The following is a 12,593-nucleotide window of genomic DNA, read 5'->3' on the forward strand; positions in this document are numbered from 1 at the left end:
TTCGGCTCTGGGACAGGAAAGGCGGCCTGATCCCCGCGTCTAGACTGAACCGGTTCCCATGCGGTGCAGCGGGGTTGCCGTGATTATCGAGCGGCTCCAGATCGGTGCGTTCCGGAATATCTCTTCCGCCCGCCTGGAGCCGGAGCCGGGTCTGAATCGGCTGATCGGCGTCAATGGCGCCGGAAAGACCAGTGTGCTCGAGGCCATCCACTTTCTTGCCTCGGGACGTTCCTTCCGCCGGGGGAGCACCAGCTCCCTGCGGGCAAACGGCGACGGAGAAGCCGTTCTTTTCGCTCGAGTGGGTGACGGTAGCGGGCATACCCTGGGTGCCCGGCTGGGTGCCGAGGGTCGGGAGCTGCGCCTGAATGGGGAGCGCGCTTCTGGATTCGCGGCCTTCGCCGAAGTGCTGAAGACCATCCACTACACCCCGGAGGGTCATCGCCTGGCCTCCGGCGGGCCTCGTGAGCGGCGTCGCTTCCTGGATTGGGGGTTGTTCCACGTGGAACCTTCCTACCTGGAGCTGGCACGCCGCTACCACCGGGCCCTGCAGCAACGGAACCGATGGCTCAAGACCGGCATGCCGGCTCCGGACCCCTGGGGGGAGCAGCTGGCAAGCATGGGAGAGGAGATCCAACGACGGCGAGAGGCCTATGCGGAAGGCCTGGAGATCCGGGCGCAGGACGTCTTCACCGAGCTGGGGGGGTTCGGGGAGCTCCGTATGCGTCTGGACAAGGGCTGGCCGGAGGCGGCAACGCTTGCGGAGGCCTTGGAACGGGATAACCGTCGGGAGCCGGATACGACTCGGGTTGGCCCCCACCGCGGGGACCTGCAGCTCGTCCTCGATGGCGCACCGGCCCGCGAACGGGCTTCGCGTGGCCAGCAAAAGGTGATCATCCTGGCGCTACGCCTCGCCCAGCTCGTCCTGGCGAAGGAGGAGAGCGGCGACGTTCCGGTCTTCCTGTTCGACGATGTGGGCTCGGAGCTTGACCCCGAGCGACGTCGGGCGGGCATGGACCTCCTGGAGCGCTACGGCCGACAGGTATTCGTAACAAGCACGGAGGAGGCATTGTGCCCCCTCCCCTCTCCCGAGCTCCCGGCAGCGACATTCCGGGTTCACGGGGGAAACATCGAGCGGAGCGATTGAATGCCCGACACCACGCAGGCCTACGATTCTTCCAGTATCAAAGTCCTCAAGGGCCTGGAGGCGGTTCGAAAGCGCCCCGGGATGTACATCGGGGATACCGACGACGGCACCGGCCTCCACCACATGGTGTTCGAGGTGGTGGACAACGCCATCGACGAGGCCCTGGCCGGGCACTGCGACCGCATAACGGTTACCATCCATACCGACGACTCCGTCACGGTTTCGGACAACGGACGCGGGGTCCCGGTGGACTGGCACCGGGAGGAGAACCGCCCGGCCGCGGAAGTGATCATGACCAGCCTCCACGCCGGGGGCAAGTTCGACGACAACAGTTATAAGGTGTCCGGCGGCCTGCACGGAGTTGGGGTCTCTGTGGTGAACGCCCTCTCCGAGTGGCTACGGCTGACTGTCCGCCGGGAAGGCCAGGTCTGGCACCAGGAGTACCGCCTGGGCGAGCCTGCGACAGCCTTCGAGGTCAGCGGGCAGGCGGAGGGCTCGGGAACCACGATCCAGTTCCGTCCCAGTCCGGAGATCTTCTCCGATACCCGGTTCCACTATGACGTACTGGCCCGCCGGCTGCGCGAGCTATCCTTCCTGAATGCCGGTGTGGCCATCGATCTCCGGGACGAGCGCAGCGACAAGGAGGAGAGCTTCGCCTACGCCGGCGGCATCCGATCCTTTGTGGATCACCTGAACCAGCACAAGCATCCGCTCCACCCGGATCCGGTGTACATCCAGGAGCAGAGCGAAGGGATAGAGGTGGAGCTGGCCCTGCAGTGGAATGAGTCCTATCAGGAAAACGTCTTCTGTTACACCAACAATATCCCTCAGGGGGATGGCGGCACCCACCTCTCCGGCTTCAAGGCCGGGCTGACCCGCAGCCTCAATGGCTACATCGAGGCCGCGGGCTTGGCGAAAAAAGAGAAGGTGCAGACTTCGGGGGAGGATGCCCGCGAAGGGCTGACCGCGGTGATCTCGGTGAAGGTGCCGGACCCCAAGTTCAGCTCCCAGACCAAGGACAAGCTGGTCTCCTCGGAGGTCAAGAACGTAGTGGAGACCGTCCTCCACGAGGCCTTGACCCGCCACTTGGAGGAGAACCCCAAAGAGGCCAAGGCCATCGCCGGCAAGGTGGTGGAGGCGGCCCGCGCCCGTCAGGCGGCCCGGAAGGCCCGGGACCTGACCCGGCGCAAGGGGGCGTTGGAGACCGCCAACCTACCGGGCAAGCTGGCGGACTGCCAGACCAAGGATCCGTCGGAATCGGAGCTGTACCTGGTGGAGGGCGATTCGGCCGGCGGATCGGCGAAGCAGGGCCGGGACCGCCGCTTTCAGGCCATTCTTCCCCTTCGGGGCAAGATCCTGAATGTGGAAAAGGCCCGCTTCGACAAGATCCTCTCCCACCAGGAGATCGGCACCCTGATCACGGCCCTGGGCACTGGCGCGGGCAAGGAGGATTTCGATCCGGAGAAGCTGCGCTACAACCGGATCATCATCATGACCGACGCGGACGTGGACGGGGCCCACATCCGCACCCTGCTGCTGACCTTCTTCTACCGGCAGATGTACGACCTGGTGGAGCGCGGCCACATCTTCATCGCCCAGCCGCCGCTGTACAAAGTAACCCGGGGCAAGAAGGAGACCTACCTCAAGGACGAGCCGTCGCTTGAGGAGTACCTGTTCGAGAACGCCCTGGAAGGGGCGCAGCTCTACCCGAGCGAGGCCGCCGAGGCGCCCATCGAGGGCAACCGACTGCTGGATCTGGCGCGGCGCTTCCGCGACGTCCAGCGCCTGATCGAACGCCTGAGTCGTCGGTACGATCCCGTACTGCTCCGTGCCCTCCTCGGCCATCCGGAGCTCGGCGCCGAGGTGTGCGGGGACGAGGAACACCTGCGTGCCGCCCTGGAGCCCGTGGTGGACAAGCTTACCGAAGGTGGCGGAGAGGACGTGCACGCCCGGCTCCAGACCCTGCAAAACCCCGAGCAAGGCGGCTATAAGGCCAGCATCGAGCGCTATGAGCATGGTTCCGTGACCCGCTCCCTCATTGACCGGGAGTTCCTGGAATCCCCGGAATACGGGCGGATCCGGGAAATGGCGCAGAATTTGGAGGGGCTGCTGGAGCCGCCGGCACGGGTCCGCCGGGGTGAACGGGAGAAGGAAGTGGACTCCTTCGAGCATGTGGTGGATTGGCTGCTCGACGAGGGCAAGCGTGGCCTCTCCGTGCAGCGGTACAAGGGCCTGGGCGAGATGAACGCCGAGCAGCTCTGGGACACCACCATGAACCCGGAGACTCGCCGCATGCTTCAGGTGCAAATCGAGGACGCGGTGGCCGCCGATCAGATCTTCACCACCCTCATGGGCGACGATGTGGAGCCGCGCCGGGCGTTCCTGGAGGCCAACGCCCTGGAGGTGGAGAATCTGGACGTCTGAGTGGATTCTACGGTAGGGATGTAACGCCAAGCCGCCAAGGAACTCGAGCAACGTCGAGAAAGGCGGTTATCACCGAAAAAGGCCGGGGCCTAGCCCCGGCCTTTTTCGGTACTGCGCATTGGGCCACCGATCCCGAATTCAACCCTGAACGGTTACTCCCCGTTTTGGGATCCTGCACTCCCGGTGCCCTGGCGCCTTGGCGTTTTCTTATTTGTTTATCCCCTGTTCGCGCAGCTCCAAAAGCACCGGCATCTCCTCCAGGGCCCCCTCGGGAAGCGACGCCCAATCGAGACCGGATGGTGCCGGCGGTGGGTTGGAGACCCCGATGGTCCCTTCGGGGGTGGTGATCAGGGAAACCGGCAGATCCAAGGGTTCGGCCGGGAAGTCCCCCACCACTTGCAGTGGGTGGACAGTGGTGACCACGGGGATGGCCGGGTGCCCCAGCTCGCGGAGAATGGCGTACTCGATGTCGCCGAAGCCGTGGCCTTTCCCGCAGCGTTTGCCGCTGGCCGTCACGGCCACGGATCCGGTAACCACCAGGTCGATGGAAGTGTCCAGGCTCTTCAACGGGATCGCTTCGGCCCAGTGGGTGCCCCTGGACAAGGACGCGGCCGCCTTGCGGTGTTCGGGGGGGATCCGGGCAGGGTCAAGCCGATGGAATCCGCCCCGCAGACGCGGGGTGGGCATATAGACGGTGATACCCCTTTCCAGGGCCCCCTGGCGCAGCGGACGCTGCGGGGCGTCGGGATTGGCTTTGATGACGTTAACCCGCGAAAAAAGCGGATGCTCCAAGAGGCGAAAGGCTGCTTCCTCGGCACCGGCGAAGTTGGGGATGCGCCCGTGGGGCGGATACGGAAAGCGGGCGGCGCGGTTACCCTGGAGATCGTCCCAGACCGCCTGCCGGGCGGCGTCCTTGGTGGGGTAAGTCTGCATAGCGGAAGTCCGTTTGCGCGAGCGGGAAGACCCGGAAAGCGCAAGGGGGCTACCCCGCCATGGCCGGGAGCGGGGGGACCCCGGGCGGCCTACGCGAACCGCTCCGAGTGCCCCCGGAGGCCTTCCGTTGCAGGCTTGCGGGAGCTCAGGAGTCGGAGGCCTTGGCGTTTACCGGCTGGGGTGACTCGCCAGCGGCTTCGGCGGAGGCCCCTTCCTCGTCGCCCTCCGGATAGGGCGTGCGGAATTTGCATTCCTTGTTGGGACAGACCTTCTCCCGCCCGTATTTCTTGGTGGTCTTCTCCATAAGGATTGCCGAGCCGCAATCCGGGCACGGCTCTGCCACCGGGGGGTTGGGCATTGCGTACTTGCAGTCCGGGTACTCCGAGCAGCTGTAGAAGGTCTTGCCCTTGCGGGACTTCTTCTCCTGGATCTCCCCCTTGCCGCATTCGGGGCAGGTCACCCCGGTTCCCTTCGGTTTTTCCAGGGGCTCGAGGTACTTGCACTCCGGGTAGCCGGTGCAGCCAAGGAACTTGCCGTAGCGGCCGCGCTTGATCGCCAGTGGCCGCTCGCATTTGGGGCAGCTCCGGTCGGTTTCCTCGGGCTCCTCGGCCTCCCCTTCCACCGGACGGGTATAATCGCATTCCGGATAGGCGGAGCACCCGATGAACTGCCCATGGCGGCCGAGCTTCTTCTCCAGGTTGGCGCCGCATTTGGGGCAGGCCTCTTCCATGGCCTCGGAGGTCACCTCGGCGCGGCTGACCGTCTCTTCCTTCTCCGCCACCTGCTTGTGGAAGGGCTCCCAGAACTCCCGGAGCACGGGGCGCCAGTCCTCCTCACCCCGCGAGACGGCATCGAGCTCGTCCTCGAGGCGGGCGGTGAAGTCGTAGTCCACGTAGGTGGTGAAGTGATTGGTCAGGAAACGGTTCACCACCCGCCCTACGTCCGTGAGGAAAAAGCGCTTGTTATCGAGCTCGGCGTAGCCCCGATCCTGCAGGGTAGACAAAATGGAGGCATAGGTGGAGGGACGGCCGATGCCGTAGGACTCCAGCTGCTTCACCAGGGTGGCTTCGGTGTAGCGCGGCGGCGGCTGAGTGAAATGCTGTTCGGCGCGGGCCTGCTGCAATTCCGGGGTATCGCCCTCGGCAAGGGGCGGCAGCTTGCTCTCTTTGGTGTCGCCCGTGGCGTCGTCCTTGCCCTCTTCGTACACCTTCAGGAAGCCCGGGAAGGCGATGGTGGAGCCGGTGGCCTTGAGGCGCCAGCCGGGCTCGATCTCGAAATGGGCGGTGACGTTGTCCACCAGCGCCGGGGTCATCTGCCCCGCCACCATGCGTTTCCAGACCAGCTCGTAGAGGCGGAACTGGTCCTTATCCAGTTTGTCCTTCACCTGCTCGGGATGGCGCGCCGGGCTGGTGGGCCGGATGGCCTCGTGGGCCTCCTGCGCGTTCTTGGACTGGGACTTGAAGTGGCGCGGCTTGTCGGGGAGGAAATCCTGCCCGTAGCGCTCGTCGATAAGGGTCCGGGCCTCGGACACCGCCTCCTCGGAGAGGTTCACCGAGTCGGTCCGCATGTAGGTGATCAGGCCGACGGTGCCCTCGCCGAGGTCCATGCCCTCGTAGAGCTGCTGGGCCACCCGCATGGTCCGGGAAACGGAGAACCCCAGCTTCCGGGAGGCCTCCTGCTGCAGGGTGGAAGTGGTGAAGGGCGGCGTGGGGTTGCGCTTGCTCTGCTTTTTCTCCACCGAGGTGACGGGGAGGGTGCCATCGCTGGCTGCCGCCTCCACGCGAGCGCGCAGCTCCTCGGCGCGTTCGCCGTCGCCCACGGAAAGCTTCTCCAGCTTCTTGCCCTCCGCCTCCACCAGGTTGGCGGTGAAGACCGTCGCTACCCCCTGTTCGTTGGGGGCGCCCAGGTCCGCCTCGACGGACCAGTACTCGGTGGGCTCGAAGTTCTCGATTTCCTCCTCGCGCTCGGCGATGAGGCGCAGGGCGGGGCTCTGGACGCGGCCGGCGGAGAGGCCGCGGCGGACCTTTTTCCACAGCAGCGGCGAGAGGTTGAAGCCCACGAGGTAATCGAGCGCCCGCCGGGCCTGCTGGGCGTTCACGAGATATTCGGAGATGTCACGCGGCTGCTCCATGGCCTCGCGCACCGCGTTCTTGGTGATCTCGTGGAATACCACGCGGTAGACGCCCTTGCCGTCCAGGTGGCCCTGTTCGCGAAGGAGCTGCACCAGATGCCAGGCGATGGCCTCCCCCTCGCGGTCGGGGTCGGTGGCGAGGTAGAGGTCCTCGGCCTTCTCCAGCTCGCTGGATATGGCGTCGACGTGCTTTTTGTTGCGGTCGATGACCTCGTAGGTCATGGCGAAATCCTGCTCCGGATCCACGGCGCCCTCCTTGGCGCGCAGGTCCCGGACGTGGCCGTAGGAGGCCATGACCTTGAAGTCGTTGCCGAGGTAGTTGTTTATGCTCTTGGCCTTCGCCGGGGATTCGACGATCACCAGATGCTTTGCCATGAGTCCGCTACCTGTTGGGTGCGAAAACGGCGCAAGCGCCGCGGGGTCCCGATCGACCAAAGAGGCGCATCGGGAATACCCCCTTCAGGAAACCGAAGGCCGTCCGGTAGCTACCGGACGGCCTGTGGAAATGCATAGAGCGGAGATCGGACCGGATTAGTGGAATACCCCGTCCATGCGGTCGAATATCATGTCCTCCACCCACACGTAGGCCCCTTCCTGGCCGGGGCTGTTGTGCAGAACCATGAGCAGTACCCAGCTGAGCGCCTCGGCGTCGATCTCGTCGCTGTCGAGGGCCATGAGGCGGTCGACGAGCAGCTCCCGGGTGTTGGCGTCCACCACGCCCGAATCCTCCAGGAAGGTAAGAAAGCCGCGGGCGTCGCGGGTCATCTTGTGCTGTTCTTCGTCGGTGAATATGCGCACGGAGCCATGGGAGGGGCGCCCGCTGCGCTCGGCGGTGGCGCCGGACTGCTGATCCGCAAGCCCCTCCAGCCAGGAAAATGCCTTTTTGACCTTGGGCTCGGCGAAGCCCGCCTCCACCAGCTCCGTCTTCAATGCGCTCTGATCGGGCTCTTCGTCCATGGGCTCCGAGAAATAGTTCTCGAACAAGTACATCAGAATATCCAGGACGTTTTCGTTCATATTCCTCTTGCCCCGTCTGCGGGTGTGCGGATGAAGAAACCGCCGGGCTCGGCGGCCACCACCCCCAGGATTTCAAGCTCAAGGAGAATGGCCGAAACCCTATCGGGGGTCAAGCCGGAGCGGCTGACCACCTCATCGAGGGCGGTGGAGTGGAAATCGACGCATTGGGCCACGGTCCGCTGCTCGCCCGCGAGAGCCTCCACGGCATCGGTGCGCACCTCCGCCGCCGTCTGGGATGGGACCGGCCTGGGCGTGGGGAGTTCCTCCACCAAGTCCGCCAGCGTCTCCACCAGCTTGGCTCCTTCACGGATCAGGGCATGTGGCCCGCGGCTCAAAGGCGAATGAATGGAACCGGGAATCGCGAGCACCTCCCTTCCCTGCCTACCCGCCCAGCGCGCTGTGGTCAAGGCGCCGGAGCGCTCACCCGCCTCCACCACCAGGACCCCCAGGCTCAGGCCGCTGATGATGCGGTTGCGCTGCGGGAAATGGCTGCGCCGGGGCGGGGTCCCCACCGGGAATTCGCTCACCAGGGCTCCCTGGGTGGCTATCTCGGCGGCAAGCTCGGCATGCTCCGCCGGGTAGATCCGGTCCGGGCCGCAGCCCTGCACGGCCACCGTGGTGCCGCCGCCCGCCAGGGCGCCCCGATGGGCCGCGGCGTCGATCCCCCGCGCCAGGCCGCTGACGATGCAAAACCCGCTTTGAGCCAGGTCCCGGGCGAAGGCGTAAGCGTCCCGCTGGCCGGCCCGGGAAGCGCTGCGACTACCCACCAAGGCCAGGGCCGGGCGCTCGGCGAGAACCTGGATCCGGCCCTCGACATAGAGCAGCGGAGGCGGGTCGTCGCTTTCCGCGAGGAGATCCGGATACCCGGGCCGGTTGCGGACCAGAACCACGCGGTTGGGCTCCGCGGCCCACGCTTCGTCCGCCTGCAGGCCCGGACCCGCCTCCCCCCGCTTCAGGGCCCGGGCGGTGGCGGGCGGGATGCCGGCGCGCTGCTGGAGCTCTTCGGGGTCGGCGGCATGCACCTGTTCGGGGTCGGAATAGGCCTGCATGAGCCGGTTGAGAATCCGGTCACCGACGCCGGGAGCATGACGCATGCTCAGCCAGGCGCGCTGTCCGGAAGGCGGGGCCATGGTCAGCTTTCCGGGCTTACCACCCGGTCTCCGTTCTGCAGCGGGAGGGAGTTGCCCATGATCAGGGCGAAGCTCAGGCGCTGGCTGGTCTGAATGACCACCAGCGTGCCCTTGCGCCGGCCGGGAAGCTTCTCGGTCTCTCCGGTTCGCCGGTCCTCCACGTTGCGGGGATCCTCCTTCGCCAGCAGAACATGGCCCTTCTCCAGGCCGTTCCGGGCACCGAGATCCAGCACAACGATCTGGCCCTGCCCCATCATGCTCTCCCCGCCCACGTGGCGTAGCAGGCGGCCCGCCACGTCCGGCGCGGGATGGGGGGTGAACCGGGTGCGGCTGGCCGCCCGACCGGGATAGATGCGGTCACCGGCCTCTATGGGCGCGTAGGTGCGCCGGATGCGGGCGGCGAACAAGCCCCCCTCAACCGGACCTTCCATGCGCAGCAGACCGGTGTGCTCCAAAAGATAGCCGAGCCGCTTGCCATTTTCCGGATCCCGGATGATCTGCGGCTCCGCGTAGGTGTACCAGGAGCGGGCATCCTTGTCCTCGGCGTTCTCCAGGCTGGCGAAGACCCGGTCGCCGGTGGCGAACAGGCTCCGCTGCTCCTCTCCGGCCACTAGGTGTCCGCCTCTGGCGCCGGGGCGGGCACCGGGATCGAGCAGGCCGTACCGGTCAATGAAGGGCAGCACCAAGCTTCGGTCAACCGTGGAGATGGCCTCCAGGCGCTCCACGGGCTCCTCCTTGACCTGGGGCGAAAGGCGCTCCACGCGCTGACGGGAAAGGCGGGGCTCACCGTCCACCATGCGCAGCATGAGGCGGTCGCCGGGATAGATGAGGTCCGGATTGCTGATATAGGGGTTGCGGTCCCAGAGCTCCTCCCAGCGCCAGGGGCTTTCCAAAAACTTACCGGCAATATCCCAGAGGGTGTCACCCTTCTTCACGGTGTACACCGACGGCGCGTCGGTACGCAGGGCGTCGGGGCTGATCCCCCAGGCCGGAAGCGGGAGCAAGGCGATGGCGAGCAGGAAGGTCCGGATGCGCATGGGGCCCTTGGCGGTCACTGGTGTTCTGAATACGCGGACCCGGCCACAGCCGGCACCGCCCAAACTACCCGTTCTGGCTACCACATCGTTAGGGAAAGGGCAAACGGAGGGGGCGGCGGAATAGGGGATTCCCGTAGGGTATGCAAGGTTGCTCCGCGTGGCCCGTGACGGATCGTGCCCCCCGGCGGGGAAACCAAATTCCGCTTCCATGGTCTGTATATAGGCCCAGCCAGGGAGCGCGGCCCGCCGTTGAAAGCCGTCAAGGGTGTCAACGGCGCCGGGAAAGTGCGTTATCCTTATACCCTAGGGCCCTATACCAACCGTTCGCTCGATACAGGAAGCAGGCAATGGCTGTTCTGGATATCCTTCACTATCCCGACGATCGACTCCGCACCGAGGCCCAGCCCGTGGGCCAGGTGGACGACGACATCCGGACCCTGGTGGACGACATGCTGGAGACCATGTACGCGGCGCGCGGGGTGGGTCTGGCGGCTCCCCAGGTGGATCGCCACATCCGCATGCTGGTCATGGACACCAGCGAGAACCAGGACGAGCCCCTGGCGCTCATCAATCCGGAGATCGTCGAGGCCGAGGGCGAGCAGGACGGCGAGGAGGGCTGCCTCTCCCTGCCGGGCGTCTACGAACCGGTAGTCCGTGCCGCCGAGGTCACCGCCCGCTTCCGCGACCGGGAAGGCCGCGAGCGCGAGGAGCGGTTCAGCGGACTGGCCGCCCGCTGCGTCCAGCACGAGCTGGACCACCTGGAAGGCAAGCTGTTCGTGGATTACCTCTCCAAGCTCAAGCGCAGCCGGCTGCGCAAGAAGATGGAGAAGGACAAGCGTCTCCAGGCGGCTCCGGCCTGAACGGCGTGCGCACGCCGATTTGCGGACCGTCGAGCGTCCCATGCGCATAGCCTTCGCCGGCACCCCCGAATTCGCGGTTCCAAGTCTCCGGGCCCTCCTTGAGGGCCCGGATTCCGTTGTGGGCGTGCTTACCCAGCCGGACCGGCCGGCGGGCCGGGGCCGCAAGCTCCGCCCCTCCCCGGTGAAGGAGGCGGCCCAGGCCGCGGGGCTCCCCGTGGCGCAGCCGGAGCACCTCAAGGGGGAGGAGGAACGTGCACCGCTGCGGGAGTGGGCGCCGGATCTTCTGGTAGTGACCGCCTACGGACTTCTCCTGCCCCGGACGGTCCTGGAGCTTCCCAGACTGGGCTGCATCAATGTCCACGCCAGCCTGTTGCCCGCCTATCGCGGGGCCGCGCCCATCCAGCGCGCCATCCTGGACGGGGTGGCGGAAACGGGGGTCACCATCATGCAGATGGAGGCGGGCCTGGACAGCGGGCCCATGCTGCTGCGGCGCGCCCGCTCCATGGGCTCGCGGGAGACCGCCGGAGAGCTGCACGATGCCCTCGCGGCCCTCGGTGCCGAGGCCCTGTCCGAGGCCCTGGACGGCCTGCGCGCCGGCACGCTGGAGCCACGGCCCCAGGACCCCGAGCACGCCACCTACGCGCCCAAGATCACCAAGGCCGAGGCGGAGCTGGACTGGAGCCGCTCCGCCGCGGAGCTTGACCGCCGGGTGCGGGCCTTCAATCCGTGGCCGGTGGCCTTTACGCTCCACGAGGGAGCTTCCCTGCGGATCTGGCGTGCCAGGCCAGTGGCCGAGGGGCCGGCGGGGTCTCCGGGCACGGTGGGCACCGACGCCGGGGGCCGCCCACTGGTGGCCTGCGGCGAGGGCGGTCTGCGGCTGGAGGAGGTGCAGCCGCCCGGCCGCAAGCGCATGGAAGCGGCGGCGGCCCTGCGGGGCGGTCACCTGCGCGCCGGCGATCGGCTCGGTGGGGACTGAGCTATGCAGGGGGCCGGCCCGCCCGATCCGGGTCGGCGGCCAATGGAAACCCATTCCAAGGAGGGGACGAGGATGCAAAGCGGTTTGAAGACCGCTGTTCTGATGGCGGGCCTGACCGCCCTGTTCGTGGTGGTTGGCGGCGTGATCGGCGGCACCACCGGCATGGTCATCGCCCTGATCTTTGCCCTGGTGATGAACGCCGGTGCCTACTGGTTCTCGGACAAGATGGTCCTGCGCATGTACAAGGCGCAGCCCGTGGACGCCAACAGTGCGCCCAAGCTGGTGGGTACCGTGGAGGAGCTCGCCGGGCGGGCCGGACTGCCCATGCCGGCGGTGTACATCATCAACGAGTCCTCCCCCAACGCGTTCGCAACGGGGCGCAATCCGCAGCACGCGGCGGTGGCGGTGACCAGCGGGCTCCTGGACCTGCTCAGCGAGCGGGAAGTGCGCGGCGTGCTTGCCCACGAACTGGCCCACGTGAAGAATCGGGACATCCTCATCTCCACCATCGCGGCCACGGTGGCGGGTGCCATCTCCGCCCTCGCCAACATGGCCCAGTTCATGCTGCTTTTCGGCGGCCAGCCCGGGGACGACGAGGAGGGCGGCAATCCGCTGGGAATCGTCGGCGTCATCCTGGTGATGATCCTCGCCCCCATCGCGGCGAGCCTCATCCAGATGGCCATCTCCCGGGCCCGGGAGTACGGGGCCGACAAGGGCGGCGCCGAGATCAGCGGTGACCCCGAGGCCCTCGCCAGCGCCCTGGAGAAGCTGGCCTACGGCGCCAGCCGCCGGCCCATGTCCAGCGCCGAGAGCCACCCAACCACCGCCCAGATGATGATCGTCAATCCCCTCTCCGGGAAGGATCTGATGCAGCTGTTCTCCACCCATCCGCCCATGGATGACCGGATTCAGCGCCTTCGGGCGCTGGTCTGAGCCCGCCC

At 66.8% G+C, this 12,593-nt stretch carries 10 protein-coding genes; 5 read left to right on the forward strand and 5 right to left on the reverse strand.

The genetic code is table 11. The features are described 5' to 3' along the window. The first annotated feature begins 58 nt into the window (after positions 1 to 58). Together recF and gyrB are read left to right on the forward strand one after the other, a co-directional pair. Complete coding sequence (recF, locus tag ACERLL_RS00220) at positions 59 to 1,144, forward strand: DNA replication/repair protein RecF (RefSeq protein ID WP_373654041.1); 1,086 nt, start codon at positions 59 to 61, stop codon at positions 1,142 to 1,144. Continuing rightward, the gene (gyrB, locus tag ACERLL_RS00225; protein ID WP_373654042.1) at positions 1,145 to 3,568 is read left to right on the forward strand and encodes a DNA topoisomerase (ATP-hydrolyzing) subunit B; all 2,424 of its coding nucleotides are present in this window, start codon (positions 1,145 to 1,147) and stop codon (positions 3,566 to 3,568) included. 207 nt (positions 3,569 to 3,775) lie between these two features. Here the strand turns inward: gyrB and ACERLL_RS00230 are convergent, their stop codons facing one another. The 5 genes from ACERLL_RS00230 to ACERLL_RS00250 form a co-directional block, all read right to left on the reverse strand. Next, on the reverse strand, positions 3,776 to 4,501 hold the full coding sequence (locus ACERLL_RS00230) for a 5-formyltetrahydrofolate cyclo-ligase (protein ID WP_373654043.1): 726 nt from the start codon (positions 4,499 to 4,501) through the stop codon (positions 3,776 to 3,778). 145 nt (positions 4,502 to 4,646) lie between these two features. Further along, positions 4,647 to 7,007 carry a type I DNA topoisomerase gene (gene topA, locus ACERLL_RS00235; RefSeq protein ID WP_373654044.1) on the reverse strand — a complete coding sequence of 787 codons (2,361 nt, stop codon included), beginning with the start codon at positions 7,005 to 7,007 and terminating at the stop codon, positions 4,647 to 4,649. 156 nt (positions 7,008 to 7,163) lie between these two features. Further along, positions 7,164 to 7,649, reverse strand: a complete 486-nt coding sequence (locus ACERLL_RS00240; protein WP_373654045.1) for a Smg family protein — start codon at positions 7,647 to 7,649, stop codon at positions 7,164 to 7,166. Next, positions 7,646 to 8,779 carry a DNA-processing protein DprA gene (gene dprA, locus ACERLL_RS00245; RefSeq protein WP_373654046.1) on the reverse strand — a complete coding sequence of 378 codons (1,134 nt, stop codon included), beginning with the start codon at positions 8,777 to 8,779 and terminating at the stop codon, positions 7,646 to 7,648. The genes ACERLL_RS00240 and dprA overlap by 4 nt, the downstream gene beginning before the upstream one ends. Before the next feature lie 2 nt (positions 8,780 to 8,781). Continuing rightward, a complete protein-coding gene (locus ACERLL_RS00250; RefSeq protein WP_373654047.1) occupies positions 8,782 to 9,834 on the reverse strand; it encodes a LysM peptidoglycan-binding domain-containing protein in 1,053 nt (350 codons plus the stop codon). Positions 9,835 to 10,163: 329 nt separating this feature from the next. On the opposite strand from ACERLL_RS00250, the gene def reads away from it, so the two are divergent. The 3 genes from def (at position 10,164) to htpX (ending at position 12,585) form a co-directional block, all read left to right on the forward strand. Beyond that, the gene (gene def, locus ACERLL_RS00255; RefSeq protein ID WP_373654048.1) at positions 10,164 to 10,676 is read left to right on the forward strand and encodes a peptide deformylase; all 513 of its coding nucleotides are present in this window, start codon (positions 10,164 to 10,166) and stop codon (positions 10,674 to 10,676) included. Between the two features lie 40 nt (positions 10,677 to 10,716). Beyond that, positions 10,717 to 11,652 (forward strand): methionyl-tRNA formyltransferase, encoded by a 936-nt coding sequence (gene fmt, locus ACERLL_RS00260; protein WP_373654049.1) that lies wholly within the window; start codon positions 10,717 to 10,719, stop codon positions 11,650 to 11,652. A gap of 72 nt (positions 11,653 to 11,724) precedes the next feature. Beyond that, positions 11,725 to 12,585 carry a zinc metalloprotease HtpX gene (htpX, locus tag ACERLL_RS00265; protein ID WP_373654050.1) on the forward strand — a complete coding sequence of 287 codons (861 nt, stop codon included), beginning with the start codon at positions 11,725 to 11,727 and terminating at the stop codon, positions 12,583 to 12,585. Positions 12,586 to 12,593: the final 8 nt, after the last annotated feature.

Source organism: Thiohalorhabdus sp. Cl-TMA (assembly GCF_041821045.1).
GTDB lineage: Bacteria > Pseudomonadota > Gammaproteobacteria > Thiohalorhabdales > Thiohalorhabdaceae > Thiohalorhabdus > Thiohalorhabdus methylotropha.

Bases quoted from the DNA above. Each gene is read 5' to 3' on its own strand.
- ACERLL_RS00240 (WP_373654045.1), bottom strand. From the start codon at position 7,649: ATGAACGAAAACGTCCTGGATATTCTGATGTACTTGTTCGAGAACTAT.
- def (WP_373654048.1), top strand. From the start codon at position 10,164: ATGGCTGTTCTGGATATCCTTCACTATCCCGACGATCGACTCCGCACC.
- dprA (WP_373654046.1), bottom strand. From the start codon at position 8,779: ATGGCCCCGCCTTCCGGACAGCGCGCCTGGCTGAGCATGCGTCATGCT.
- fmt (WP_373654049.1), top strand. From the start codon at position 10,717: ATGCGCATAGCCTTCGCCGGCACCCCCGAATTCGCGGTTCCAAGTCTC.
- gyrB (WP_373654042.1), top strand. From the start codon at position 1,145: ATGCCCGACACCACGCAGGCCTACGATTCTTCCAGTATCAAAGTCCTC.
- ACERLL_RS00230 (WP_373654043.1), bottom strand. From the start codon at position 4,501: ATGCAGACTTACCCCACCAAGGACGCCGCCCGGCAGGCGGTCTGGGAC.
- recF (WP_373654041.1), top strand. From the start codon at position 59: ATGCGGTGCAGCGGGGTTGCCGTGATTATCGAGCGGCTCCAGATCGGT.
- topA (WP_373654044.1), bottom strand. From the start codon at position 7,007: ATGGCAAAGCATCTGGTGATCGTCGAATCCCCGGCGAAGGCCAAGAGC.
- htpX (WP_373654050.1), top strand. From the start codon at position 11,725: ATGCAAAGCGGTTTGAAGACCGCTGTTCTGATGGCGGGCCTGACCGCC.